Source organism: Bradyrhizobium sp. (assembly GCF_004799445.1).
Taxonomy (GTDB): domain Bacteria; phylum Pseudomonadota; class Alphaproteobacteria; order Rhizobiales; family Xanthobacteraceae; genus Bradyrhizobium.
This window is the reverse complement of the sequence record NZ_SSNA01000112.1, coordinates 42,510-67,783: the sequence shown is the minus strand read 5'-3', so window position 1 is coordinate 67,783 and position 25,274 is coordinate 42,510. Positions and strand designations below refer to the sequence as shown.

Annotated in this window: 23 protein-coding genes and 2 pseudogenes; 17 read left to right on the top strand and 8 right to left on the bottom strand. The window is 62.1% G+C overall.

The features are described 5' to 3' along the window. The first annotated feature begins 8 nt into the window (after positions 1-8). The 5 genes from E8A46_RS15660 to E8A46_RS15640 all read left to right on the top strand — a co-directional run bounded on the left by E8A46_RS15660 (position 9) and on the right by E8A46_RS15640 (position 5,265). Positions 9-476, top strand: a complete 468-nt coding sequence (locus tag E8A46_RS15660; RefSeq protein ID WP_291562297.1) for a DoxX family protein — start codon at positions 9-11, stop codon at positions 474-476. 229 nt (positions 477-705) lie between these two features. Continuing rightward, entirely contained in the window at positions 706-1,974 is a 1,269-nt protein-coding gene (locus tag E8A46_RS15655) for an alkaline phosphatase family protein (protein ID WP_291562294.1), read from the top strand. Between the two features lie 350 nt (positions 1,975-2,324). After that, positions 2,325-3,332: a tripartite tricarboxylate transporter substrate binding protein gene (locus E8A46_RS15650; protein WP_291562291.1), complete on the top strand. Its 1,008-nt coding sequence runs from the start codon at positions 2,325-2,327 to the stop codon at positions 3,330-3,332. A 43-nt stretch (positions 3,333-3,375) separates the two neighbouring features. Then, a complete protein-coding gene (locus E8A46_RS15645; protein WP_291562288.1) occupies positions 3,376-4,338 on the top strand; it encodes a DUF1932 domain-containing protein in 963 nt (320 codons plus the stop codon). Then, positions 4,339-5,265: an amidohydrolase family protein gene (locus E8A46_RS15640; protein WP_291562285.1), complete on the top strand. Its 927-nt coding sequence runs from the start codon at positions 4,339-4,341 to the stop codon at positions 5,263-5,265. It begins immediately after the preceding gene. An 86-nt stretch (positions 5,266-5,351) separates the two neighbouring features. Here the strand turns inward: E8A46_RS15640 and E8A46_RS15635 are convergent, their stop codons facing one another. From E8A46_RS15635 to E8A46_RS30465, 5 genes and pseudogenes are all read right to left on the bottom strand, one after another. After that, positions 5,352-5,537: a hypothetical protein gene (locus E8A46_RS15635; RefSeq protein WP_291562283.1), complete on the bottom strand. Its 186-nt coding sequence runs from the start codon at positions 5,535-5,537 to the stop codon at positions 5,352-5,354. Positions 5,538-5,651: 114 nt separating this feature from the next. Continuing rightward, entirely contained in the window at positions 5,652-7,196 is a 1,545-nt protein-coding gene (locus tag E8A46_RS15630; RefSeq protein WP_291562280.1) for a SpoVR family protein, read from the bottom strand. Continuing rightward, positions 7,193-8,467 (bottom strand): YeaH/YhbH family protein, encoded by a 1,275-nt coding sequence (locus E8A46_RS15625; RefSeq protein WP_291562277.1) that lies wholly within the window; start codon positions 8,465-8,467, stop codon positions 7,193-7,195. Before E8A46_RS15625 ends, E8A46_RS15630 begins: the two co-directional genes overlap by 4 nt. Before the next feature lie 19 nt (positions 8,468-8,486). Beyond that, the gene (locus E8A46_RS15620) at positions 8,487-10,433 is read right to left on the bottom strand and encodes a PrkA family serine protein kinase (RefSeq protein ID WP_291562274.1); all 1,947 of its coding nucleotides are present in this window, start codon (positions 10,431-10,433) and stop codon (positions 8,487-8,489) included. Positions 10,434-10,685: 252 nt separating this feature from the next. After that, positions 10,686-11,150: pseudogene (locus tag E8A46_RS30465) on the bottom strand (cupin domain-containing protein); the annotation flags it as partial. Positions 11,151-11,630: 480 nt separating this feature from the next. Between E8A46_RS30465 and E8A46_RS15615 the strand changes: the two are divergent. The 8 genes and pseudogenes from E8A46_RS15615 to E8A46_RS15580 all read left to right on the top strand — a co-directional run. Continuing rightward, positions 11,631-11,918: pseudogene (locus E8A46_RS15615) on the top strand (hypothetical protein); the annotation flags it as partial. 91 nt (positions 11,919-12,009) lie between these two features. After that, the gene (locus E8A46_RS15610) at positions 12,010-13,620 is read left to right on the top strand and encodes an arylsulfatase (RefSeq protein ID WP_291562271.1); all 1,611 of its coding nucleotides are present in this window, start codon (positions 12,010-12,012) and stop codon (positions 13,618-13,620) included. Positions 13,621-13,885: 265 nt separating this feature from the next. Continuing rightward, complete coding sequence (locus E8A46_RS15605) at positions 13,886-15,208, top strand: TAXI family TRAP transporter solute-binding subunit (RefSeq protein ID WP_291562268.1); 1,323 nt, start codon at positions 13,886-13,888, stop codon at positions 15,206-15,208. Positions 15,209-15,287: 79 nt separating this feature from the next. Beyond that, entirely contained in the window at positions 15,288-15,497 is a 210-nt protein-coding gene (locus E8A46_RS15600) for a hypothetical protein (RefSeq protein ID WP_291562266.1), read from the top strand. Between the two features lie 248 nt (positions 15,498-15,745). Further along, a complete protein-coding gene (locus tag E8A46_RS15595) occupies positions 15,746-16,279 on the top strand; it encodes a DUF4239 domain-containing protein (RefSeq protein ID WP_291562264.1) in 534 nt (177 codons plus the stop codon). A 339-nt stretch (positions 16,280-16,618) separates the two neighbouring features. Beyond that, positions 16,619-17,434: a cyclic nucleotide-binding domain-containing protein gene (locus E8A46_RS15590; protein ID WP_291562261.1), complete on the top strand. Its 816-nt coding sequence runs from the start codon at positions 16,619-16,621 to the stop codon at positions 17,432-17,434. A gap of 125 nt (positions 17,435-17,559) precedes the next feature. Next, a complete protein-coding gene (locus tag E8A46_RS15585) occupies positions 17,560-18,447 on the top strand; it encodes a TauD/TfdA family dioxygenase (RefSeq protein ID WP_291562258.1) in 888 nt (295 codons plus the stop codon). Positions 18,448-18,652: 205 nt separating this feature from the next. After that, on the top strand, positions 18,653-18,838 hold the full coding sequence (locus E8A46_RS15580) for a hypothetical protein (protein WP_291562255.1): 186 nt from the start codon (positions 18,653-18,655) through the stop codon (positions 18,836-18,838). Between the two features lie 38 nt (positions 18,839-18,876). Here the strand turns inward: E8A46_RS15580 and E8A46_RS15575 are convergent, their stop codons facing one another. The 3 genes from E8A46_RS15575 to E8A46_RS15565 form a co-directional block, all read right to left on the bottom strand. Beyond that, positions 18,877-19,143: a hypothetical protein gene (locus E8A46_RS15575; protein WP_291562252.1), complete on the bottom strand. Its 267-nt coding sequence runs from the start codon at positions 19,141-19,143 to the stop codon at positions 18,877-18,879. Positions 19,144-19,219: 76 nt separating this feature from the next. Next, positions 19,220-20,197 carry an arginase gene (gene rocF / locus E8A46_RS15570; protein WP_291562249.1) on the bottom strand — a complete coding sequence of 326 codons (978 nt, stop codon included), beginning with the start codon at positions 20,195-20,197 and terminating at the stop codon, positions 19,220-19,222. 75 nt (positions 20,198-20,272) lie between these two features. Next, complete coding sequence (locus tag E8A46_RS15565) at positions 20,273-21,463, bottom strand: OpgC domain-containing protein (RefSeq protein WP_363251845.1); 1,191 nt, start codon at positions 21,461-21,463, stop codon at positions 20,273-20,275. Positions 21,464-21,720: 257 nt separating this feature from the next. Between E8A46_RS15565 and E8A46_RS15560 the strand changes: the two genes are divergently transcribed. The 4 genes from E8A46_RS15560 to E8A46_RS15545 all read left to right on the top strand — a co-directional run bounded on the left by E8A46_RS15560 (position 21,721) and on the right by E8A46_RS15545 (position 25,174). After that, positions 21,721-22,107 (top strand): response regulator, encoded by a 387-nt coding sequence (locus E8A46_RS15560; RefSeq protein ID WP_291562246.1) that lies wholly within the window; start codon positions 21,721-21,723, stop codon positions 22,105-22,107. A gap of 103 nt (positions 22,108-22,210) precedes the next feature. Continuing rightward, a complete protein-coding gene (locus tag E8A46_RS15555; RefSeq protein WP_291562242.1) occupies positions 22,211-22,993 on the top strand; it encodes a sensor histidine kinase in 783 nt (260 codons plus the stop codon). Positions 22,994-23,248: 255 nt separating this feature from the next. Next, the gene (locus E8A46_RS15550) at positions 23,249-23,491 is read left to right on the top strand and encodes a PilZ domain-containing protein (protein ID WP_291562240.1); all 243 of its coding nucleotides are present in this window, start codon (positions 23,249-23,251) and stop codon (positions 23,489-23,491) included. Between the two features lie 135 nt (positions 23,492-23,626). Then, the gene (locus E8A46_RS15545) at positions 23,627-25,174 is read left to right on the top strand and encodes a tetratricopeptide repeat protein (protein ID WP_291562237.1); all 1,548 of its coding nucleotides are present in this window, start codon (positions 23,627-23,629) and stop codon (positions 25,172-25,174) included. The last annotated feature ends 100 nt before the right edge of the window (positions 25,175-25,274 follow it).

Genomic DNA, 25,274 nt, shown 5'->3' with positions numbered 1-25,274 from the left:
AAGCAGCGATGACCTTCAACACACTCCTGCGTACCAGCGAATCGGGCTGGACCATCCTGGTGCGGCTTCTGGTTGGCCTGGTTGTTTTCTTGCCCGAGGGTATCCAGAAGCTGATCTTCGCCGATGCGCTCGGCGCTGGGCGGTTTACAAAAATCGGCATTCCCTTTCCCGAGATGATGGGTCCGTTCGTCGGCGTGGTCGAGGCCGTCTGCGGTGCGCTGATCATCCTCGGGCTGTTGACGCGGCTGGCCGCGGTGCCGCTCATCGTCATCATGATCGTTGCGCTGGTTTCGACCAAGCTCCCGATCCTGTTGGGACACGATGTCGGGATGTTTCACCTCGGCGACATCAAGCGCCTCGGCTTCTGGAGCATGATGCACGAGGCGCGCGCCGATCTCACGATGCTGCTCGGCTGCATCTATCTTCTGATCGTCGGCGCCGGCCGCTGGTCGCTGGACGCCCGCCTGGCGGGGTAGCGCCGCGCGCATCCTTCGCGCCCGCCGGCATCTTCAATCAAGACCGGCGCGCGACTTTGCCTGCGCATCATTCATTCCAGCTATTTGCACATCATTCATCGAAGCGGCATTCGGGCGACACATAGGCGTCATACGCCTCATGGTAGTTGATCCGCCGCGTCGCGGAATGTTGCTCAACATTTCAGTCCAATGCGACAGCCAGCATACGATCAAGATGACAGGAGGATTTATGACTTTCAAAAAGTTGAATTTTGCCGCGGGCTTGCTAGCTACAGCGCTCGCAGGCAGCGCGATCGCGGCCGAGGGACCCGTCCCGAACGGCGTAGCGCCTCTCGATCATGTCTTTTTCATTATGATGGAGAACCACGGCTACGGACAGATCTTGAATAATCCGAACGCACCTTTCATTAATCAGCTTGCGAGCAAGGCTCATCTGGCCACCAACTATTTCGCGGTCGGACACCCGAGCCTGACCAACTATCTCGAAGTCGTCGGCGGCTCCAACTTCGGCGTCCAGAGCGACAATTATCCCAACTGGCACAACACTTCCTGCACCCCCAACCTGGCGTCAGGCACCGTGGCCAACGAGGCCTCCTCACCCAATCCGATCTGCCCGATCTCGGGCGTTGGCACCGATGCGGCGACCCCGGCGATCGATACCACGAACGAAACCTCGGGCCCGCCCGGCGATATCAATATCGATGGCATGCATTCGTTCCCGGCAGCGACCGGCACCGTCGGCAAGACCATCGGCGACCAGCTCGTCGCGAGAGGCAAGAGCTGGAAGAGCTACCAGGAAAGCCTGCCGATCAGCGGCGCCGACCGGGTCAATTACAGCGACGGGTTCTTCACCAACAACACCGATTTCACCCAGCTGCTTCCGGCCGTTAACCCGCCGCTGACGCAGAGCAACATCGTCGCTCTTTACGCGGCGAAGCACAATCCGTTCGTGTATTTCAAGAGCGTCCAGGCCGGCGCCGATCCGCGCAACAGCCTGAAGAATTCCGTCGGCTTCGATGGACCGCACGGTCTTTATGCTGATCTGGCGGCAGGCGAGGTTCCGTCATTTTCGTTCATCGCGCCGAACCAGTGCAACGACCAGCACGGGCGGGGCAATGGCGGAGCGTTCTGCAATTTCGATCCCAACGACAATGGCACCCAGGCCGGACTCAACCCCGCGCTGATATACCAGGGTGACGTCACCGTGCAAAAGCTGGTTGAGTCGATCAAGACTTCGCCAGTTTGGCACGAGGGCAACAATGCCATCATCGTGGTGTGGGATGAGAACGACTACAGCGTCGCGCCCAGCAACAACAAGGTCATGACGATCGTCGTTACCAACGGTGATGGCGACAGGGACGATCGCGGCATGCAAAGCGCGACGTTCTACACGCACTTCTCGATGTTGAAGTCGCTGGAAGCCGGTTTTGGACTGCCCTGCCTCAACCATGCCTGCGACCCCTCCACGCTCGTGATGTCGGACATGTTCCGTCGCTGACGGTACTCAAAAAAGCGGTTCGCCTCATTTCGGTGAGGCGAGCCGATTTTATCTGGTCGGCTGCGTCTGTCTTCTGATCGTCGCAGCGGGTCTCCTCGAATTCGTCGGCGAGCCTCGCCACGGCAGTTGCGACCTGCCCCAGCACGGTGCGGCTCCCGATCGATGACGACGCATCGACGGCTCTTGCCAAGCGGCCGGCTTGACGCCGCATGCGAGACGCCCCGGCATAATCCCTCCAGATGCCAATCAATATAACGATTGGATGACAGCAGCCGGTTGCGCTAGTGTTCGAATCCGAGGTTCGCAATCCCTCATCGGATCGGGACCGGACCGGCAGCCAAGAGTTATCCATGCAATTGAGTGATCGCGCCGTCCATCGACTTTTCTCCGCCATATCCCTGACCCTCATTCTGGCGCTGTCGGCGCTCATCGCCTCGCAATACGGAACCCGCGCGGAGCCGGGCTATCCGATCCGGCCGGTGCGCGTCGTTGTGCCGTTCGCGGCCGGCGGCGTCGCCGATACCACCGCGCGCATCATCGCCGAGAAGCTCGGCGACAAGCTCGGCCAGCGCTTCTACGTCGAGAACCAGCCCGGCGCCGGCGGCATCGCGGCGGCGCGGACGGTGATTTCGTCGCCGCCCGACGGCTATACGCTGATCATGCTGACCAACGGCACCGCGATCAGCGTTTCGCTGTTCGAGAAGCTGCCGTTCGACCCCTTGAAGGATTTCGCACCGGTCTCGAGCCTTGGATTTTTCGATTTCATCTTCTGTACGGGGGCGTCGTCCGACTTCAAGACGCTGGCGGATTTCATCGCAGGTGCCAGGGCAAAACCCGGCGCGCTGAATGTCGGCACCATCAATATCGGCAGCACGCAGAACCTGTCGGCCGAGCTGTTCAAGACGGCGGCCAACATCGATTTCACCATCGTCCCCTACCGCGGCACACCCGAGGTCGAGGTCTCGCTGCTGCAGGGCAATATCGCGCTGATGATCGACAGCTACTCGGCGATCAAGGGCAATCTCGCCGACGGCAAGTTCCGCGCGCTGGCGTCGTCGGGCGCCGTGCGCTCGGAAAGCACGCCCGATCTCGCCACCGTGCAAGAGAGCGGCGTCGCCAATTACGACGTCGTCTCCTGGAACGCGCTGTTTGCGCCCGCCCGCACGCCGCCGGAAGTCGTGAAGACGCTCAACGGCGCCTTGCAGGATATACTCGCCGACGCCGACCTCAAGAAGCGGTTGATCGCGCTCGGCATCGAGGCCAAGGCGGGCACGCCGGAGGAAATCGCAGGCCGGCTCAAATCCGACATCGACAAATGGCGACAGGTGATCGAGAAGGCCAAAATTCCAAAGCAGTAACGCGCCGTCGCAGTCTCAGATCCAGCTTCGAAAGACCCTCCCCATGACCGCCCTCGCAACCAACCCCAGACAATGGAACATCGGCCTCGTCGGCTACGGCGAAGTCGGCCGCATCCTCGCCGAGGACCTGCGCAAGCAGGATGTCAGGGTTAGCGCCTACGACCTCAAGCTTCGCAGCGATCAGACAGGCCAGCCTTTGCGCGAGCACGCCGGTCAACACGGCGTGGCGCTGACCGCATCGCACGCCGATCTCGCCGCGGCCGCCGACTTCATCGTTTCCGCCGTCACCGCGAGCCAGGCCGTGCCGGTGGCGCAGGCTTGCGCGCCGGCCGTCAAACCAGGCGCCTGGTTCCTCGATTTCAATTCGGCTTCGCCCGGCGCCAAGCAGCGCGCGGCGGCGCTGATCGACGGCGGCGGCGGCCGCTACGTCGAGGGCGCCGTGATGACATCGATCCCGCCCTACCGCATCAAGGTGCCCCTGCTGCTCGGGGGCGGCGGCGCAAGCGAGCTCGCGCCGCTGCTGGTGGAATTGGGTTTCGCTGCCAAGGTAGCGAGCGAGAAGCTCGGCGTCGCCTCGGCGGTCAAGATGTGCCGCAGCGTGATGATCAAGGGCCTTGAAGCCATGGTGATCGAAAGCTTCACCACCGCGCGCGCCTACGGCGTCGAGGACGCGGTGCTGGCCTCGCTCAAGGAAACATTCCCCGGCATCGACTGGGAAAAGCAAGGCGCCTACTTCTTCCAGCGCGTGATCGAACATGGCCGGCGCCGCAGCGAAGAGGTCCGCGAGGTCGCCGAAACCGTGCGCGAGGCCGGTCTTACGCCGTGGTCCGCGCAAGGCACCGCCGAGCGCCAGGCATGGATCGCCGACCTCGCCGACGAAGGCCTGTTCGGCCAGAAAGGCACCACCGCCTTTGCGCGCAGCCCGGATTGGCGCAGCGAAGCCGACCGCATCCTCGCCAACGTCGCGGCCAAAAATGACAAGAAGAACAACAAGAAAGACGGTTGAATGACCGAGACCACGCCATTTACGAAGACGCCCGGCTGGCTGGACTGGCACGCCGGCCCTTCAAAGCCGCGTTTCAAGGTGCCGGTCGGCGCGGTGGACGCGCATTGCCATGTGTTCGGTCCCGGCGCCGAATTCCCCTACGCCGCCGGACGCAAGTACACCCCTTGCGATGCTTCGAAGGCGCAGCTGTTTGCGTTGCGCGATCATCTCGGCTTCGCGCGCAACGTCATCGTGCAGGCGACCTGTCACGGCGCCGACAACCGCGCGATGGTCGATGCGCTCAACCATTCCGGCGGCAAAGCGCGCGGCGTTGCCACCGTGCGGCGCGACACCCCCGATGCCGAGCTGCAGGCGCTGCATGACGCCGGCGTGCGCGGCGTGCGCTTCAACTTCGTCAAGCGGCTGGTGGATTTCACGCCGCGCGACGAATTGATGGAGATCGCCGGCCGCATCAAACGGCTCGGCTGGCATGTCGTGATCTATTTCGAGGCGGTCGACCTGCCGGAACTGTGGGACTTCTTTACAGCTTTGCCGACGATGGTGGTCGTCGATCACATGGGCCGCCCCGATCTCTCAAAGCCGATCGACGGAGCCGAATTCGAGCTGTTCGTGAAATTCTTGGCGCAGCACCCCAACGTGTGGTCCAAGGTCAGTTGCCCGGAGCGGCTGTCGGTTTCAGGTCCGCCGGCATTGAACGGCGAACAAAACGCCTACCGCGACGTGATCCCGTTCGCCCGGCGCATCGTCGAGACGTTTCCCGACCGGGTGCTCTGGGGCACCGACTGGCCGCATCCCAATCTGAAGGACCACATGCCGGACGACGGCCTGCTGGTCGATTTCATCCCGCACATCGCCACCACACCTGCGCTGCAATGCAAGCTGCTGGTCGACAATCCGATGCGGCTTTACTGGCCGGAACAATCCTGACAACGAGCCATGGCGACGCGACGATCACGGCTCAACCTGATCGAGCCGGCCGCCCGCGATTGCACGTCAAAATGGCGAGCTCGTCCTCAGTGTAGCGTTTCGAAGCACTCTTCATCCGGCTGGCCGATGCGCGACATCACGGCATAAATCCGATGAAGCTCGCTTTCCAGGTGCTCATTGACAAGCATCAGCGCCTCAAGAGCTCCGCGCATATTGCCATCGCATGCTGCGATGATTTTCTCGATTGCAACCTCTGTACGCCTGGACGCCATCTGTAATCCCCTACTAAACGCACCCCGCGCCATATCTCGCAGGGATTGGGGCAAAATTCAGCGTCCGAAGCGGACATTTGGTGGCGCAGTGAGATTTTCAACAGGATTGGCGATTTACGCGGCCACGGCGAGCGCGCGCGGGCTCACGACATACTCTTTCAAAACGTTGTCCCTGGCATCGACTTCAACCAGCGATACGTCATAGGTCCAGAGATCGGCGAGGTGCTGGAGCACGCGCCTGGCGTCGGTCTCGTTCAGCTGCGCGCCCTTGACCACGACGTGGCGCAGCATCAGACGGCGGTCGCCGGCGAGATCGACGTCGATCACCTCGATGTTGGGATCGAGGTATCCGACGTCGTATTGCCGCGCCAGCTCGCGGCGGATCCTGCGGTAGCCGCGCGCGTCGTGGATCGCATCGACCTTGATGCCGGCGGTTTCCTGCGGATCGTCGTGCAGATGAAACATCCGCCAGCTCCGCATCAGCCGCGGGCTCAGGAACTGGCTGATGAAGCTCTCGTCGCGGTAATTGGCCCAGATGTCACGCAGCACCGCCATGACATGGCCTTTTCCGGCAATGTCGGGAAACCACTCGCGGTCCTCGTCGTCGGGATTGGAGACGATGCGTTCGATATCCTGCATCATCGCGAATCCGAGCGCGTAGGGATTGAAATCGGAAAAGCGCGGATCGTCGAAGTCGGGTTGGAACACCACATTGGTGTGGGACTGCAGGAACTCGAGGAAGTTGCCGTCGGACAGCCGGCCCTGCTCATGCAGCCGGGTCATGATGCGGTAATGCACGTAGGTCGCGGTGCCCTCGTTCATGACCTTGGTCTGGCTTTGCGGATAGAAATACTGCGCGATGTGGCGCACGATCCGGAGCAATTCGCGCTGCCAGGGCTGCAGGCGCGGCGCCACCTTTTCGAGGAAATACAGGATATTTTCCTGCGGCAGCCCGAGCAGCTTGCGGCGCCGCTCGGTGCTCAGCAGTTCGGCGCTTTTCACCGGCCCGGTCGGAACGGTCCGCCACAGGTCGTTGAACATGCTCTGCTCATGGGCGCGGCGTTCCTCGGCGCGCTTTTCTTCCACGCGCAGGTCAAGGCTTTTCTTTCCGGGATAGCGATCGATCCCGTGCGACATCAGGGCATGCGCCGCATCGAGCGTCACTTCGACCGCGAGCCGTCCGTAACGCTCCTCGCATTGCGCCACATAGGTCTTGGCGAAGTCGAGATAATCAAGGATGCCTTCCGCATCGGTCCATTGCCTGAACAGATAGTTGTTCTTGAAGAAATGATTGTGGCCGAACGCCGCGTGCGCGATCACCAGCGTCTGCATGGTCGCGGTGTTCTCCTCCATCAGATAGGAGATGCACGGCGAGGAGTTGATCACGATCTCATAGGCGAGACCTCTAAGGCCCTTGCGGTAGAACGCTTCGTGATGGGCGAAATGCTTGCCGAACGACCAATGCTTGTAGAACAGCGGCATGCCGGCCGAGGAATACGCGTCCAGCATCTGCTCGGCGGTGATGATCTCGATCTGGTTGGGGTAGACATCGAGCCCAAGTTCGGTTCGCGCGATCTCCTCGCAGGCATCGTGGATGCGCTGCAGCTTCGGGAAATCCCAGTCCGCTCCTTCAAACAGGTACTCGGTTGACGCGGTCATGGCGCGGCTTTCTCCTGATTCCGGCGACGCTGAAACAGGTCATGAAACACCGGAAAGATTTCGCTGCGGTCGCTGACCTTGCGCATCGACAACGGCGCGCCGTCGGCCCGCAAGCGCTGGTACAGCGTCCACAGCGATGAATCCGGCATATCGAAAGTGCCGCCGCCGGCCTCGCCGACTTCGAGATAGGCAAAGAACTGGCTTACCGGGAGGATCATCTCGGTCAGAAGCCGGCCGGTGACGGCGCTGTCCGAAATCGAATTGTCGCCGTCGGAGGCCTGGGCGGCGTAGATGTTCCAGTCCGAGGGACGGAACCTCGACCTGACGATATCGTGCATCGCCTGCAGCGCGCTCGACACCATGGTGCCGCCCGACGCCGGCCCGTGGAAGAACGTATCTTCGTCAACCTCCTCGGCCCGGTCGGTATGGCGAATGAAGACGATCTCGACATGCCGGTAGCGCCGCGTCAGGAACACGTAGAGCAGCATGTAGAACCGCTTGGCCAGATCCTTCATGTGTTCGGACATCGAACCGGAAACGTCCATCAGACAGAACATGACGGCCTGCGCGACCGGCTTCGGCACGGTCTCGAACCGGCGGAAGCGGATGTCGATCGGATCGATGAACGGAATTCGCCTGGACTTCGCCTTCATGGCCTCGATCTCGGCCTCAAGCTCGGCGCGGCGCGCCTCGTCGTGGCACTCGGCCAGCTCCGCCTCGAGCTGCGCGATGGTCTCCGGCCGCGGCCGCCGCAACGCGATGCGGCGCGCCATCGCCAGCTGCACCGTGCGGCTCACCGATATATTCGCCGGCGAACCGGAGGTCGAATAGCCCGCGCGCTGAAGTCCTTCGCTTTCGGCATCGGCAAGCTTGCGCTTGGCGAGATCCGGCAATTCGAGATCGTCGAGGAACAGATCGACGAATTCATCGCGGCTGAGCACGAAGCGGAAGTCGTCCTCGCCGTCGCCTTCGCCCGGCTCGGATGCCTTGCCGCGGCCCTCGCCCGAACGCGGAAGGATGTCGCCCTCGACGAACTTCTTGTTTCCGGGAATCACCCTGTCACGCGTGCCGCCTTCGCGGCGAAAGCGGGGTTCATGCATCCCGTCGAGCGGAATGCTGACCTCGCCACCCTCCAGGACATCCTTGATGTCGCGGCCCTCGGAGGTTTTCTTGACGGCGCCCTGAACCAGCGCCTTGGCACGGCGCAGGAAACGCTGGCGGTTTTCCAGGCTCTTGCTGCCTGGATTGAGACGCCGATCGACGATGAACATGGCCACTGTTGCAGCCGCCTCAGCCGGCTTGTTTCACGCGCATATACCACTCCACCAGTCTGCGAACCTGGCGCTCGGTATATCCGCGCTCCACCATTCGCGAGACAAACTCGCCGTGCTTCTTTTCGGTATCGCCGTCCTTTTTCGAACCGAACGAGATCACCGGAAGCAGGTCCTCGACTTGGGAGAATATCCGCTTCTCGATGACTTCGCGAATCTTCTCATAGCTGGTCCAGGACGGGTTCTTGCCGCCGTGCTGGGCCCGCGACCGCAGCGAGAACTTGACCACCTCGTTGCGGAAGTCCTTCGGATTGGCGATCCCGGCGGGCTTCTCGATCTTGGTCAGCTCCTGGTTGAGAAGCTCGCGGTTGAGCAGCTGGCCGGTGTCGGGGTCCTTGAAGTCCTGATCCTCGATCCAGGCGTCGGCGTAATCGACATAACGATCGAACAGGTTCTGGCCGTAATCGGAGTAGGATTCGAGATAGGCCTTCTGGATCTCGTTGCCGATGAATTCCGCATAGCGCGGCACGAGCTCGGCCTTGATGAATTCGAGGTAACGCTTCTCGACTTCCTCCGGAAGCTGCTCGCGGCGGATCGACTGCTCCAGCGCATACATCAGATGGACCGGATCGGCGCCAAGCTCCGCGGTGTCGTGATTGTAGGTCGCGGCCAGAACCTTGAACGCGAAACGGGTCGAGACGCCGTCCATGCCTTCGTCGACGCCGGCGGCATCCTTGTATTCCTGGACGCTGCGGGCCTTGGGATCGCTTTCTTTAAGGCTTTCGCCGTCATAGACCCGCATCTTGGCAAATATCGTCGAGTTCTCGTGCTTGCGCAGACGCGACATCACCGAGAAACGCGCCAGCGTCTCCAGGGTTGCCGGCGCACACGGCTCCTTGGCGAGCTCGGATCCCGAGATGAGCTTCTCGTAGATCTTCTGCTCCTCGGTCACCCGCAGGCAGTACGGCACCTTGATGACACAGATGCGGTCGATGAAGGCTTCGTTGTTCTTGTTGGCCTTGAAGCTCTGCCATTCGGATTCGTTCGAATGGGCGAGAATGACGCCGGTGAAGGGGATCGCCCCGATATTCTCGGTGCCGATGTAGTTGCCTTCCTGGGTCGCCGTCAAAAGCGGGTGCAGCATCTTGATCGGCGCCTTGAACATCTCGACGAATTCGAGCACGCCCTGGTTGGCGCGATTGAGACCGCCGGAGTAGCTGTAGGCATCGGGATCGTTCTGGGCGAAGGTCTCCAGTTTGCGAATGTCGACCTTGCCGACCAGCGAGGAGATGTCCTGGTTGTTCTCGTCGCCCGGTTCGGTTTTCGCGATCGCGATCTGGCGCAGGCGCGAGGGCTGGATCTTGGCGACGCGGAAGCGGGAAATGTCGCCGCCGAAGGCTTCAAGCCGCTTGTAGCACCATGGGCTCATCAGCCCGTTGAGGCGGCGGCGCGGAATGCCGTACTTCTCCTCGATCATCGGGCCGAGGGAGTCCGGATCGAACAGACCGAGCGGGCTCTCGAATACCGGACTGAGTTCGTCGCCGGCCTTCAGCACATAGATCGGATGGACTTCCATCAGCGACTTCAGCCGCTCGGCAAGCGAGGACTTGCCGCCGCCCACCGGGCCCAGCAGATAAAGTATCTGCTTGCGCTCCTCCAGGCCCTGAGCGGCGTGCCGGAAGAAGCCGACAATCCGCTCGATGGTCTCCTCCATGCCATAAAACCCGGCGGCGAAGGCCGGATAGATGCGCATGGTGCGGTTCAAAAAAATACGGCCAAGGCGGGGGTCCTTGGCCGTGTCGATCATCTGGGGCTCACCGATTGCCGCTAGTAGTCGTTCGGCTGCATTGGCGTATCGCATCGGGTCGCCTCGACACGACTCCAGATATTCCGCCATCGACATGTCGGTTTCGCTTCGGGCCTCGAAGGACCGGGCGAAAGCATTGAACAGAGAATCGTTGTACATGATCCCTCTCCTCACATGGTTTGCGGCACCGCTGGAACGCCCGTCCTTACTCCCACGTCGTCAAAGCGCTGCCTGTGTACCCGGACCGCGAATCAACTTCAGCACATGAAGCCATTGGACACGCGACCGACTCCCTGAAGCAATGCAATAGTTGTGCTAGTTGATCCGCCATCGCCGAAAAATGATATGATTTCTGTGACATGTAACCGCCGCGCAACATCCGGGCTACTACTGGCGCCCGGCGCCCGCGAGTTAATTATCCGTTAATGTAGGGGCGCCCCTGCGCGCCAACGGCAGCAGTTTGGGCGCGGACGGCAGCAATACCGGGGCATTGAGCTTCACAAGTTCGGCATTGGCGCGACCCAGTGACGCGCCCGCGGAACAAAGTCCCCCACCGTAACGGCTCGGTTCGGTCTTTGGCCGCGCGTGCCTTTGCGCGTTGACGCGCTCGGCCCGTTCATCTTGGCCGAGCACGGGAGACGCCGCGGCTGTCGACGGGATCGCCGACCAACGCGAAAACGGCTCGCGCCCAGCCGGCGCGCAAATGCAGAGCCGGCGCGCCGGCCGGTCCGACTCGTTCCTGAGGAAGTGCGGCGCGTGGGCCGGGACGTTCACGGTCGAACCCGCAGCTGCGCACCTGACCTCACCGCGAAACATCAACTCGATCTCGCCCTCCGGGATAGTGAACATCTGCTCGAAGTCATGACAGCGCGGCGGCGGACCGCCGCCTGAGAGACGTCCACCATGTCCACTCTTCGATTGCCATCAGGGTCAGCGGACATGGCGTTTCCTAGCGGATGAGCCAAGGCTGATTTCGTCAAGGCTGATTTCGTCTTTGAAATGTTTCCCACGCGCCTTTCGCAATCGCGGTGACGATCGTGCTTGCTCCCATGTCGCGTCGGAGGCAGAATTGGCTAACGAAGACAGTGTCAGGTTGACTGACACGTTTGGCAAGCCGGCTTGCACTGGCCATCATCAACGCCCGTCGTTGGCATGTCGCATTTATCGAAACTTTCGATTCTGGATTTGATCAACCCTAAACCTCCGGTAGCGCAATTGATGTGCCGGGAAAGCGTCATCTTGATCAGATAAAGTCAGGTCCCCATGAGTCTGGCCAACGCGGACTCTTCATCGGCCCGACACCAGCAACAAGCCGACATGCGGCTCGTTCCCGGCGGCACATTTCGCATGGGATCGCCGAAGGCGTGCTGCATTCCGGAAAATCCGCGTGGCGGCATCGAGGCGGGCAGCTACGACACATGCCAGCCGCAGATCAGGATTCCCCGCAAGGTCGTCAAAGGCGGCTCGCATTTATGCGCGCCCAATTACTGCCGTCGCTACCGGCCCGCCGGGCGCCACCCGCAGCCGGCCGACACGTCCATGAGTCATGTGTGTGCAGTCTTGAACAGCGCCATCTGGAAGCGGGGTTGCATAGTGTCCTCTTGGGCCCGGCGTCGGCGGTCATCGGGCGGCTGGGATCGGTGAGCGACCGCCTTGATCAAGGGAGAGCAACCACGCGCGTCAGGAAGTTTGTCTATTGACCGGCATGAAGACTGGAAAAAGGGAGGATAGTGCAATGACCAAGGGTTACCATCTCGCGGCCGCGATACTGGCGCTCCCGCTCGCGTTCGGCAGCGCCGCCTCGGCACAGGCGCCTGCCAAGCCACCCAATATCGTCATGATCATGGGTGACGACATCGGCATGTGGAATCTCGGCGCCTACCATCGCGGCATGATGGCCGGCCGGACGCCGAATCTCGACAAGCTCGCCGCCGAAGGCATGCTGTTTACCGATTACTACGCAGAGGCGAGCTGTACGGCAGGCCGCGCCAACTTCATTACCGGCGAACTGCCGATCCGCACCGGCATGACCACGGTCGGGCAGGCCGGCGCGCCGACGGGTATACCTGCGCAGGCGGTGACGATCGCCACCGCACTAAAGGGAATGGGCTACGCCACCGGCCAGTTCGGCAAGAACCACCTCGGCGACAAGAATGAATTCCTGCCGACGGTGCACGGCTTCGACGAATTCTTCGGTTATCTCTATCACCTCGACGCGATGGAAGATCCGGCGCATCCCGCCTATCCGCAGGAGTTGCTGAATACGGTCGGGCCGCGCAACATGATCCATTCGTATGCGACCAACGTCGACGACGCTACCGTAGATCCGCGCTGGGGCAAGGTCGGCAAACAAAGAATCGAGGATGCCGGAACCCTCTATCCCAAGCGAATGGAAACCGTGGACGACGAAATCCGCGACCTTGCGCTGAAGTTCATTGACAAGGCCAAGGCCGACAACAAGCCGTTCTTCCTCTGGCTGAATCCGACGCGCATGCACATTGTCACTCACCTTTCGCCGAAATACGAGGCGCTGCGCAACTCGCAGAACGGCTGGTCCATCCACGAGGCGGGCATGGCGCAGCTCGACGACGACGTCGGCATCGTGATGAAGAAGTTGAAAGACATCGGTGTGGATGACAACACCATCGTGGTCTTCACCACCGACAACGGCACCGAGGTGTTTACCTGGCCGGACGGCGGACAGACGCCTTTCGCGCAGAGCAAGGGTACCGTCTTCGAAGGCGGCTTCCGCGTGCCGGCGCTGATCCGCTGGCCGGGCAAGGTGCCGGCGGGCAAGGTCGAGAACGGCATTATCTCCGGGCTGGACTGGTTTCCGACGTTCCTTGCCGCGGCGGGCAATCCGAACATCGTCGAGGAATTGAAGAAGGGCAAGCAGATCGGCGATACGACCTACAAGTGTCATCTGGACGGCTATAACCAGATCGACATGATCACCGGCAAGGGACCGTCGAACCGGCACGAAATCTGGTACTTCGGCGAAAGCGAACTGGGCGCCGTGCGCGTCGACGATTACAAGTATCGTTTCATCGATCAGCCTGCGGGATGGCTCGGCGAAAAAACCAAACCCGACGTGCCCTACTTGATCAACCTTCGACTCGATCCCTTCGAGCGCACGGGCTGGCCCGATAGCGGGACCAGATACGGAGCCCAGCAATATTTCGACTGGTTCAAATACGAATTCTGGCGCTTTGTGTTTGTTCAGCAGCAGGTGGAAAAGCTGGCGATGACAGCGATCGAGTTTCCGCCGATGCAGAGGGGGGCCAGTTTCAACCTCGATGCCGTGAAGGCAAAGATCGAGGCGGCCAGGAACTCAATCGCCAAGTAGACGCGCCAAGGTATGCGGAGGGTGCCTCACACCCGGGGCGCCCGTCGCACAAGCACAACGCAGCAATTGATCGTCGTCCGCAGACCGAACAATCGGAGGTTTCGTCGGTAACAACGAACCGGTCCATGAGGACCCGCATCGCAGCGGTCGCATCGGCAGCTATTTCGTGTAGAGTCATGAAAAACGGCATTGCCGCCAAAGAATATGACGAAGAAAGCCGGCCGGGCAGCGGCGGCGATTAGTCGGCGCGTTGGGAGTGACGGGCATGGTTTCGCTGAATTTGCCGCTCTGGCTTCGCCTCGTCCTGGTTGTTGGCGTGGTTGGTCTTGCGGCGGGCGCGAGCCTCCTTGCCTATCGGTATTATACGCGTCCGGTAACGCTGAGCGTGGCGGTAGGGTCGATCGACGGCGAAGCCGCCAAGGCCATGTCGGCTATTGCGAGCCGGCTGGTTTCGACCAATGCGCCGGTGCGGCTCAGGGTCATCGACAGCGGCACCGCGCTCGAAGCGGCCAATGCGTTTGCGGCGGGCAAGGCGGATCTCGCGGTGGTTCGCGGCGACGTCGGTGACCTGTCGCAAGCCCAGGCCGTCGTCGTCGTGAGCCATGTGGTCGTACTCCTGATCGCGCCGCCGGGCTCGACCATCGACAGCATCGACAAATTGAAGGGCCGCCGCGTCGGCGTGGTCGGCGGCGAGGCCAATGCCAAAATTGTCGACGTGCTGAGCAGGGAATACGGCCTCGATCGCGCCAGGGTATTCAAGGATATCGCTCTGCCGGATGCCCGGCGCGCCATTCAATCCAAGGAGGTGAATGCGCTGCTTGTCGTGATCCCTTTGGCTGGAAAATATCTGTCCCTCGTGCGGGACTTCTTTCAGCAGGGCCCCAAGGCGTTGCCGGTACTGATCCCGATCGATTCTGCCGGCGCCATCGCGCAGGCCGAGCGCGCCTACGAAAGCTTCGACGTTCCCAAAGGCACGCTGCGCGGGTCGCCGCCGGTTCCGGAAGAGGATCTGACCACCTTGAGGGCTTCACTGTATCTGGTGGCGAACAAGAAGCTCGGCACCGATTTGGTCACCAGCCTTACGCTGACGATCATGAAAGTGCGCAGGGAGCTTCTGGGCGAGCAGCCGATTTTTGCGCAGATCACCGCGCCGAGCACCGACCAGGACGCCTGGCTTCCCCTGCATCCCGGCGCAGCAGCCGTCTATAATGGCACCCAGCAAAGCTTCATGGATGAATACGGCAACTGGATTTACCTGACGCCGATGGCTCTGGGGGGCGCGGCCACCTTGTTTGCCGCGGCCTGGAAATTCCTTGGGCTAGGCCAGCCCGCGACCGGACAAGGGCCGCTGGATTCCCTGTATGCCATGGGACGCCGGATCCGGAAGGCCGGCACAGAGGCTGAGCTTTCCGATATCGAAGAGGAAATCGACGACATCCTCAGGGCGCAGCGCGCCGGATCCGCTCGCGGAGACGAGAACGCGGTGGATGACGCCACCTTGAACGTGGCAGCCCATCGGCTGGAGAGCCTGATCCACGACCGACGAAACATGCTGGCGAAGAAACCGGCGATTGTCACGGCGGCCTGAGCGACGCGTCGCTCGTCCGGCGAACGCCGGGGAATTGAGATTGACCAACCAAACGACGTGCAACCCAAGGAGAATAGTCATGAAACATCTGATGATCTCTCTATTGCTGGCAGCAAGCTTCGTCGCCTTGAGCACCATGGATGCAGGTGCGGTTGTCTGCGCCCGCGGCGTCCATCGCGCCGGCTGCGTTGGCGCTGGCGGCGCCGTGGTCGTTGGAACTCCCGTGGTCCGCCGTGCTGTTGTCGTTGCGCCACGACGGGCAGTTGTCGTTCACCGCAGGGTCTACTGATTGCTGGGCGTATCGCAATGATGAGCGCCTGGCAGATCTCGCTTCTTGTATTCGCGATCATATTTGGCGGCGCCTTGCTCGGGGTGGTCCTCCGACCTTTGCTGTCGGAGGACCACCTGCATCCGGACTCCCGCGATGTTGTGAAAATGGCAACCGGCCTGATCGGCACGTTAGCCGCCCTTGTGCTGGGCCTGTTGATCGCGTCCGCGAAAAACTCGTTCGATCAGAAGACCAGCCAGGTCAGACAAATGACCGCCAGCATCATCCTTTTGGACGATCTGCTCGCGCAATATGGTCCGGAAGCAACTCAGCTCCGCAACCTGCTGCGGCAAAGCATCCAGCCGCTGGCCAATCGCATCTGGCACGAGGAGGAAGTCGCGGCCGCCAGACCCGTTCAGTTCAAGTCGAGCGCCGAGTCGCTGGCGTTCGAAAGTGAACTGGAGCGTCTCGCGCCGGCCAATGATGCGCAACGCTCCCTGCAAGCTCGCGCCATTCAGACCTTCACGGAAGGCGCACAGACCCGGCTGCAGTTGTTCGCCCAGGCCGGGCGCTCAATCCCGACTCCGTTCTTGATCATTCTGGTTTTTTGGCTGAGCGCTATTTTCCTGAGCTTCACCCTGTTCGCGCGAACCAATCTGGTCGTCATGACATCCCTGCTGGTCTGCGCGCTGTCGTTTGCCTGCGCGATTTTTCTGGTTTTGGAGCTGGATAACCCCTTCACAGGGTTGATGGGGATTTCGAGTGCGACGCTACGGAGCGCGCTATTGCCCCTGAACCCCTAGGGTTTCATCGCCAGCGGTCCGCGGGCAACAGTCGACGGCGGACCGGAAGCCGCCTTTGAAATGCGAGCCCCGACCTGGCGCCACCGCCGGCACCGAGCCGCCCCGCCGGCCACGGCGCCGCCGATCGACGATATCCTGCCAAGCCTGGCTCCCCCTCCCGCCGCCAGGCCAGCCGGGCACCTCAACCCGGCTCGCACAGGATGCGCTCGGCTTCACGGGTAAAAGTTGATCGTTGGCATCCAGACCGCTACTAACTGGCTCAACCGTGGCTGCCCGACCTCGATTTTCACCAGATCCGGGGTCTATGGCGATGACCGGCAATTTTGCGCGGGGGATTCGATGACGTTCAGTGCAGACATGTCGACGACGCTCAATCGCATTCTCGACACCGCCGCTGACAACCTCAGGGTCGCCAAGATTCTGGTTCAGCTCGGTCTCGATCCCAACAACATCACCTACGACGCGATTTTCAACCGCCTGCTGGAAATCTTTCTGGCCAACATCACGCTCGCCAACATGTTCGCGCTGATCGGCGCGATCTTCTTTGTCGCCACTTTGCTGACGCAGACCATGGTGCCGTTGCGGGTTGCCAACATGATCGGCTGCGCCTTCTTCGCCGGCTTCGGCGCGCTCACCGGAACCGTCACGACGTTCCTGTTGTATCTCCTGATGGTCCCCATCAATGCCTTTCGCCTCCGCCAGATGCTCGTTCTCGTAAAGAAGGCACGCAGCGCGACCCAGGGCGACACCTCGATGGAATGGCTGAAGCCGTTCATGACCGAGCGCAAATATCGCAAGGGCGATGTGCTGTTCAGAAAGGACGATACCGCCAATGAGATGTTTTTGACCCTCACCGGAAAATTCCTGGTCACGGAAATCAAGGTCGAGCTGCCGCCGGGACGCCTGATGGGCGAACTCGGTTTCCTGTCGCCCGACAACAAGCGCACCGCGACGGTTGAATGCCTCGAGGACGGCCACGTGCTCACCATCACCTATGAGAAGCTGCTCGAGATCTACTTCCAGAACCCGCAATTCGGCTATTACTTCCTGGTGCTGACCAGCCAGCGCCTGCTGGAAAACATCGCCCGGCTCGAAGGTATCATTGCGCAGAGCAAAGTCACCCAGCAGGCCGCCGCCGCGAGCGGACCGAAATAGACGTTGGGACTGCCGCAACAGATTTGACGGGTTGCCTTCCGCGCCGCGCCAAGCGATCCCGCGCGTTGCCGCTCGGGCGGATTTGCCCTAACCTCGCCGGCCATAACAACAGGGAGGACCTACCGATGGACGTCGTGCCCATGGGTCCGGGATTCGCCGCCGAGCTGCGCGGCGTGACCCTTTCCGATATCGCGCGCGACGATGCCGCCTATGCGGCGGCGCGCGCGGCGTTCGAGGAACATTCCGTCCTGGTGTTTCGTGACCAGCAGGTGACCGACGAGATCCAGCTTGAGTTTTCGCGCCGCTTCGGTCCGCCGGAGGTGACCAAAGTCGGCTCGCAGGGGACGGGTTCGCATTTCGTGATCCTCAGCACGATCGGTCCTGACGGCAAGGTTGTGCCGCCGGATCACCGGCTTGTCCTGCGCAACAGAGCCAACCAGCTCTGGCATACCGACTCCTCGTTCAAGCGCGTGCCGGCGCTGACCTCGATCCTGTCGGCCCGCATCATTCCCGCGCATGGCGGGGAGACCGAATACGTCTCGACCCGCCTTGCCTTCGAGCGGCTCGATGCGCCCATGCGCGAGAGGCTCGAAAATTCCTTTGCCTGGCATGACTACGCGCATTCACGCAGCCAGATCGCGCCGGACCTTGCGAGCCCCGAAGAGCGCGCGGCACTGCCGCCGCAATGCTGGCGCATGGTGTGGAAAAATCCTGCGAACGGCCGCGGCGCGATCTACCTCGCCTCGCACGCCTATGCGGTGGAAGGCATGGAGCCGGCGGCCGGGAGCAAGCTGATCGACGAGCTGATGGCGTTCGCAACCGCCCCGGGCACGAGTTATGTGCACCAGTGGCGAAAAGGCGACGTCGTGATGTGGGACAACCGCGCGACCATGCATCGCGGCCGGCCGTGGCCCTCGCATGAGGCGCGGCTGATGGTACGCACCACGATCTCCGCCACCGTGGCCGATGGCGTCGAGACCATGCGCCCGCCGTCGTCGCAGGCGGCGGAATAGCAACCTCTTCTGTCGTCTGTGGCGCGGATTGGCTCGGCTGAATGCTCGCGGGCGAACACCCGTGAGCATGAAAAGGATTAGCGAAAAATTAACCGGATTCTTTGTCCGATTTGCAACCGCTCGGCGCCACCATCGCGCCTATCAGCGGACCGGATCACCTCCGCTTTTGAAGCCATCGATATTTTATCCCTTCAGGGAGGGTGTGATGCTTTTTGTAGCTGGGGCATTGGCCGTGCTGTCGGGGCTGTTTTACGCCGCCGCACATCATGAGATCGGCTCGTTCGGCGTGACCATGTGCCAATACGGCAGCACGTTCTGCGACAATCCCTCCTGGGTATTCGTGGGCGCCATCCTCGCGGCGCTTTGGGGCACCTTTGTCAGCATCCGTTAGGCGCTGAAGCGTTTTTCAAGAGCAGCTGATCCCGGTGGTTAATCAGGACTGGCCGGCTGTGCAGGCTTCGGCCCGGGAGCTTCGGGCTCCAGCGACAGCTTGGGCGCGGTCGGCGACACCGCAGCGCCCGCGGCCCGCGCGGCCTGACCGGTGGTCTGGTGATTGGCGACCTCCGCGGTCTGCACGTTCGGGTGGCTCCACGGACCATGATCGACGATCAGCATCGCCAATGCGCCGAAGATCGCTACCGCTATCGCGACGATGACAGGATGCACACCGCTTCGTCCCGGATGATGTTCGATCATCGAATCTACCTCGCCTGACGTTTCCACTTCCGAAGGTCAATCATGCGCGGCGGTGAAGGTTCCTCGTTTAAACGTCTCAGCGATCGGAACCAATCGCGTTGGTAGGTGTCGGGCGATCGGTGATCTGCTGGCCAAACAGGCTTCCGATCAGTTCCACCGCGGTGCGCGCGGTGCGCCCGCGCTCATCGAGGAATGGATTGAGTTCCACGATGTCGAGGGATTGAACCAGTCCGGAATCATGCAGCATCTCCATCACCAGATGCGCCTCGCGATAGGTCGCGCCGCCGGGAACCGTGGTGCCGACGCCGGGCGCAACATCGGGATCGAGAAAGTCGACGTCAAAGCTCACATGCAGCACACCCTGGCGGGCTTTGACCTTGTCGATGACGCGGCGGATCAGGATCCCGACCCCGAATTCATCGATCTGGCGCATGTCGGCAACGCTGATGCGGCGATGGCGCAAAAGATCGTTTTCCGCCTTGTCGAGCGAACGCGTGCCGAACAATTCGAGCTGGGTCGAACCGATCGAGGCACGCGGCTCCTGCCCCAAGAGGCCGTCGAGCCCCGGCTCGCCGCACAGAAACGCCGCCGACATCCCGTGCATGTTGGCGGTGATCGTCGTCGCCGGCGTGTTGTAGTCGGCATGCGCATCCAGCCACAGCACGAACAGCTCGCGGCCGGTATCGCGGCAATGCCGCGCGACCCCGTTCACCGAGCCCATCGACAGCGAGTGATCGCCACCGAGAAAGATCGGGATGACGCCGGAATGCGCGAGCTGGTAGGCGCGTGCGCTCAATGTCCGGATCCAGCGCTGAATTTCCCGGTAATGCCGGGCGTTGCCGGGGACAGCGTCATCGAGCTCGGCCACCCCGGCGACGGAGAGATCGCCGTGGTCGTCCACCGCGAATCCGAGCCCCTCCAGCAGGGTCAGCAGCCCGGCCGTTCGCAGCGCCGCCGGCCCCATCAGGGTTCCGCGCTGCGACGCCCCGATCTCGATCGGTGCGCCAAGCACCGCGATGCGTTTGGTCGGATCTGGTCTTGAAACATCGCTCACGGGCAACACCTCCGAAGTGACCTGTCTATCTGCAACGCATGTCCCGCAAAAGACAGCGCGGAAAGGCGATCCGCTTCAAAACAGCTTCGGCCCGCGCCGGTCGAGCCTGGCTTCCCACGTCATCAGGGTCGCCGCCGCTATCATCAGCGCGATCCCGGCAAGCGTGACGGCGGCCTGCATCGCGATGCTGCCGGAAATCTCCTGCAGGATCACCTCGCCCGCGAACGACAGCAGGATGCTGAGGCAGAATACGGCGAGCGAGTTTTCGCCGCAGCGGATCATCGCCGTCATCCACGGCTTCATCAACCCGTGCCAGTCGTGCGGCATCAGCCGCGAGACCACGACGGCCAGCGCCAGAAAGTGCGCGAGCCGCAGCGGCGCCAAATGGCTCTTGTCGATCGGGTAGATCAGTCCCGACACCATATCGGGGATCAGCCATCTGAGCGGCTCGATCTGCCAGCTCAGCGCGACGACGAGGCTGAGCACGAGATAGATCAGCGCAAGCCACAGCACAGCGCGCGACTGCGCGATCGCCTTGAGCCGTCCGGCGCCCGCATCGGCATACCAGGCACCGAACACGAACAGGAACTGCCAGGCCAGGGGATTGAAGTACCATTCGCCGCCCGGCCACGCCGGCACGTGCCAGCTGAAGAGCTGTACCATGAGATAAAGCAAAAACGACAAGGCCAGCGCCACCGCGGCATTGCGGATCAGGAGCCACAGCACGACCGGGAAGGCCAGATGCAGCAGCGCGAAGGTGGGCAATATGTCGGTGTTGACCGGCGTGTATTGCAGGACCACGGCGTGAATCAGGGCCGCGCCGGGATTTTCGAAAAACACCCGCGTGTTGGTGTCGTCGATATAACGGCCGCCGCCGGCGAGCCAGATCAAGACGAAATAGCCGATCAAGAGCAGCAGGAAAGCGGCGTAGATTTCAAAGCCGCGCCGCAAGCTCCGCGCCACGATCGTGGGCCAGCCCTGCGCGCGCAACGCTCCGCCATAGGCCAGCATGCAGGTATAGCCGGACACGAACACAAACGCTTCGGTGGTGTCGCTGAAGCCGTAATTGCGAAGCGTCAGCCAGCCGAACGCGTCACCGGGAATGTGATCGATGAAGATAAACCACAGCGCCAGTCCACGGCAGGCATCGAGCCGCAGGTCACGGCGATCGCCATCGCCCTGGACGGCGGGAGCCTGCCCAGCCCCCCGCAAATGATTGGTCAGGGCCTCGATCAGCCTCGTCCATCTCCGGATTTCCGAACGCACTCTATGTCGCAGATTCGCAAGCGGGTGTCTGTATTCGGCATATTGCGGGCGATATCAGCGGCTTGCGGGCGCTGCACCCCTCTCCCCGCTGCGACGCGCGAGCTTGTTCTGGCATTTTTAAGTTAATCGGGATCATATCGCTCACGAGATACTTGTCTCGATAATTGTCTCGATAGTTGTCTCGATAGTTGTCTCGCGCGGCCATTCCGGTCGATGGCACGGGCCGATTTCTTTCGCCACCCTCGAAAGCGCCCGTCATGACGGTTCTGGATCATTCGCTTGTTCGCGCGGTCATTCTCGTCGTCGAAGACGAGATGCTGCTGCGGATGCGCGCGGTCGATATGGTCGAAGACGCCGGCTATACCTCGGTTGAGGCCGTGGATGCAGACGAAGCTGTCGCAATCCTCGAATCCCGATCCGACATCGCGCTGGTCATGACCGACATCCAGATGCCCGGCAGCATGGACGGGCTGAAGCTCGCCCACACGGTGCATGAGCGCTGGCCCCCGATCAGGATCATCCTGGTCTCCGGCCAGTTGAAGCTGAGCACCACCGAAATTCCTGCCGACAGCCGATTCTTCGGAAAACCGCTCGAAGCCGCGGAAATGATCTCCCAGATGCAGAAAATGATCGGCCACGCCTGATTTCGGTGCTTCCAGGCGAAAAACGTCGATATTCAGCCCGTTGTGTACCAATGCCGCCTCGATTGTTCTGACCGGTATCCGACATAAGGTGATACACTTGCTCATGCTTGGAACTGACCTTCATCAACACGAGCGCCATGCTGGTCTCGACGCGCCGCACCATGAGATTCTGGAGGCGGAGAACGTCAGCCTTCGGTTGCTGCTTGAGCAGGCCGAAATCGATGCGCGGAAATTGCTCGCCCAGGCCGGTATTGACGCCATGGAGCGCGAGGCGGCCGACAAGCTCCAGAAGCTGATTCTCGAGGAACTGCACCACCGCATCAAGAATACGCTGGCGACCGTCAACGCGATTGTCTCCCAGAGCCTGCGCAACGTGGCGGGCGCCGAACACGCGCAGCGCGCGATCGAGGGCCGGCTGCTGGCGCTGGGGCGGGCTCACGACCTTCTGTTGCAGGCGAGATGGACGACCGCGGACCTCGGCAACATCATTCGCGGTGCGATCGAAGCATTCGACAGTGCGGACACCCCGAAATTCTCGATCGCGGGACCCGAAATACGGATGACGTCGGGAGCCGTGATCGCGATTGCGATGACGCTCAACGAACTCTGCACCAACACCACGAAATTCGGCGCGCTGTCGGTTCCAACCGGGCGCGTCGAGATCGCCTGGGCGCTCGACCCCAGCGGGCAGCGCCTGAATCTGACATGGACCGAGAAGAACGGCCCCGAGGTCCGCTCTCCCGAGCGGCGCAGTTTCGGCACCCGGCTGATCGAAACGCTCGGCAGGCAGCTCAAGGGCGACGTGGTTTTGACCTATGAGCCCGCCGGCTTCGTCTATGCGCTCAACGTGCCGCTGGCCTCTCTGGCTTCGACCGTTTCCGAATAGCCGAAAACACGTCTCGATTTGGCCCCACGCGGCTCGCCAAAAAGGACCGGCCCCAGCGCGAGGGGGGCGCGCTGGGGCCGTCGTTAAGACGGACGCCAAAGGGGGGCTCCGGGCGTCCGGCAGTACATCGCTAAGTCGCCAGCTCCGTGATGGTTCCGGCCCGCTTTCGGTTCCCCGCCAGAAGACCCCGCGTGGTCCGGGGCTTTTTCGGGAAACCTGCTATCATTCGATGCGGTTTTGGAGCTGGACGACCCGATGGACGAGCACCGGATTGCAACCAGGCATCGGGTCTTGAAGGCCGGAAAGATCGAGTTCGGCGGCGGTGCGATCGATTGCACGGTCCGCAATATCTCCGCCACCGGCGCGGCTCTGGACGTTGGCAGCCCACTTGGAATCCCGGCGCAGTTCACCTTGGTGACCGATGGCAACCATCTGCCCTGCCGCGTCGTCTGGCGCAAGGAGAAGCGGATCGGCGTCACCTTCGATCAAAAGCCGTAACGGGGCATTTCGAAACGCCCGAATATGGCCGCAGTACCGCGCGAGCGCTGCCGTCGGCATTTCCGGGATACACGAAGGTTGCGAATCAGCCGATAGTGGCGGCTTGGAAGTCTCCCCTCTCGAATCGTTCGCATCGTGACCGTACCGAAACAGAGCGCGCTCCCCTCTCGCGGCGGCGGCTGGGCGCCCCGGCTGGCACAGGAATCCAGATTGCGTCAGCTGGAGGATCTGCTCGCGCGCCCGCGCAGCGGCGACGAAGCGCTCGAAACCGAAATCGAGCACGCGGCGTTGCTCGGCGCGCTGGACCGGCGGCAGGACGCGCAAGCCGCCTTCATCGATATCCTGCGGCGGCGGCCCACGAATTTCAGCGCGCTCAACGAATTCGGAACGCTGCTGGCGGGCCAGGGCGCCATCGATGCCGCCTGCCGCGTCTATGCCGAGGCGATCCTCCACCATCCCGACAACCCGATGGGGCATGTCAATCTCGCCAATCTCCTGCTGCGGGCCAACAAGCATCAAGAGGCGCGCGCGCATTACGAGGCAGCGTTGCGGGCCGATCCGGATCACGCGCAGGCACATCAGGGACTGGGCGCGGTGCTCGCCGACGACGGCGACCGCGACGGCGCGCGCGAGCATTTCCGCAAAGGCTTTGCCGGCCATGCCATCTCGAGCCTGCCCTATCGCGGCAGCGCGCCGCCGCTGACGCTCCTGCAACTGGTGTCCTCCGGCGGCGGCAATATTCCGACCGCCCCATTCCTGGACGACTGCATCTTCCTCACCTCGGTGGTTGTCGCTGATTATCTCGACCCAAAGGCGCCGCTGCCGCCGCACCAGTTGATCTTCAACGCGATCGGCGATGCCGACCTCTGCGAGCCCGCGCTTGAAGCCGCTATCGATCTGATCGCGCGCAGCACCAAGCCTGTCATCAACGAGCCCCGCGCGGTCATGAAGACCGGGCGCATCAGCAACGCGGCGCGGCTTGCCGCCGTGCCCGGGGTGGTGACCCCGAAAACCCTGGCGATCGCGCGCGACATCCTGACCGGTCCCGCTGCCGCCGCTTTCCTTGCGGATCACGGATTTGCGTTTCCGCTGCTGTTGCGCTCGCCCGGCTATCACACCGGACGCAATTTCATCCTGGTCGAGCGCGCCGCCGAATTATCGGCGGCGGTGGCGGACCTGCCGGGAAGCGATCTCTTGGCGATCGAATATCTCGATGCCCGCGGCAAGGACGGCAGCGCGCGCAAATACCGCGTGATGATGATCGCGGGACAAATCTATCCGCTGCATCTGGCGATATCCCGAAACTGGAAGGTGCATTATTTCACCTCCGACATGGCCGACCAGCCGGACCATCGGGCGGAGGAACTGGCCTTCCTTGCCGATATGCCGGCGGTGCTGGGCGACAAGGCGATGGTCGCGCTCGCCGGGATACGCGACGCGCTCGGCCTCGACTATGCCGGCATCGATTTCGGATTGGGTCCCGACGGCGATCTGTTGCTGTTCGAGGCCAACGCCACCATGGTGATCGCGGCCCCCGATCCCGACCAGCGCTGGGCCTACCGGCGCACCGCCATCGTCAGAATCATCGACGCCGTTGTCGCCATGATCAGGGAAAAGGCGGCCGGCGCAGGCAAGGCCGCAAACCAGGCTTCAGGCCATGCCGCAAGTCGAACGGCCGGCTGAGCCAGGCCTGGGGCCTTTGGCCGCCCGCATCGATGCTGCAGAGCAATAACTTTCCTAAAATTAATTCGCCACCGGCATGGCCTGAAGTCGCTGTTCAGGC

Excerpts from the sequence above, each read along its gene's own strand:
- E8A46_RS15625 (WP_291562277.1), bottom strand. The coding sequence starts at position 8,467 with ATGTTCATCGTCGATCGGCGTCTCAATCCAGGCAGCAAGAGCCTGGAA.
- E8A46_RS15640 (WP_291562285.1), top strand. The coding sequence starts at position 4,339 with ATGACCGAGACCACGCCATTTACGAAGACGCCCGGCTGGCTGGACTGG.
- E8A46_RS15605 (WP_291562268.1), top strand. The coding sequence starts at position 13,886 with ATGGTTTCGCTGAATTTGCCGCTCTGGCTTCGCCTCGTCCTGGTTGTT.
- E8A46_RS15630 (WP_291562280.1), bottom strand. The coding sequence starts at position 7,196 with ATGACCGCGTCAACCGAGTACCTGTTTGAAGGAGCGGACTGGGATTTC.
- E8A46_RS15575 (WP_291562252.1), bottom strand. The coding sequence starts at position 19,143 with ATGATCGAACATCATCCGGGACGAAGCGGTGTGCATCCTGTCATCGTC.
- E8A46_RS15650 (WP_291562291.1), top strand. The coding sequence starts at position 2,325 with ATGCAATTGAGTGATCGCGCCGTCCATCGACTTTTCTCCGCCATATCC.
- E8A46_RS15660 (WP_291562297.1), top strand. The coding sequence starts at position 9 with ATGACCTTCAACACACTCCTGCGTACCAGCGAATCGGGCTGGACCATC.
- E8A46_RS15620 (WP_291562274.1), bottom strand. The coding sequence starts at position 10,433 with ATGTACAACGATTCTCTGTTCAATGCTTTCGCCCGGTCCTTCGAGGCC.
- E8A46_RS15555 (WP_291562242.1), top strand. The coding sequence starts at position 22,211 with ATGCTTGGAACTGACCTTCATCAACACGAGCGCCATGCTGGTCTCGAC.
- E8A46_RS15595 (WP_291562264.1), top strand. The coding sequence starts at position 15,746 with ATGACCGCCAGCATCATCCTTTTGGACGATCTGCTCGCGCAATATGGT.
- E8A46_RS15580 (WP_291562255.1), top strand. The coding sequence starts at position 18,653 with ATGCTTTTTGTAGCTGGGGCATTGGCCGTGCTGTCGGGGCTGTTTTAC.
- E8A46_RS15610 (WP_291562271.1), top strand. The coding sequence starts at position 12,010 with ATGACCAAGGGTTACCATCTCGCGGCCGCGATACTGGCGCTCCCGCTC.
- E8A46_RS15655 (WP_291562294.1), top strand. The coding sequence starts at position 706 with ATGACTTTCAAAAAGTTGAATTTTGCCGCGGGCTTGCTAGCTACAGCG.
- E8A46_RS15590 (WP_291562261.1), top strand. The coding sequence starts at position 16,619 with ATGACGTTCAGTGCAGACATGTCGACGACGCTCAATCGCATTCTCGAC.
- E8A46_RS15635 (WP_291562283.1), bottom strand. The coding sequence starts at position 5,537 with ATGGCGTCCAGGCGTACAGAGGTTGCAATCGAGAAAATCATCGCAGCA.
- E8A46_RS15550 (WP_291562240.1), top strand. The coding sequence starts at position 23,249 with ATGGACGAGCACCGGATTGCAACCAGGCATCGGGTCTTGAAGGCCGGA.
- E8A46_RS15560 (WP_291562246.1), top strand. The coding sequence starts at position 21,721 with ATGACGGTTCTGGATCATTCGCTTGTTCGCGCGGTCATTCTCGTCGTC.
- E8A46_RS15645 (WP_291562288.1), top strand. The coding sequence starts at position 3,376 with ATGACCGCCCTCGCAACCAACCCCAGACAATGGAACATCGGCCTCGTC.
- E8A46_RS15600 (WP_291562266.1), top strand. The coding sequence starts at position 15,288 with ATGAAACATCTGATGATCTCTCTATTGCTGGCAGCAAGCTTCGTCGCC.
- E8A46_RS15585 (WP_291562258.1), top strand. The coding sequence starts at position 17,560 with ATGGACGTCGTGCCCATGGGTCCGGGATTCGCCGCCGAGCTGCGCGGC.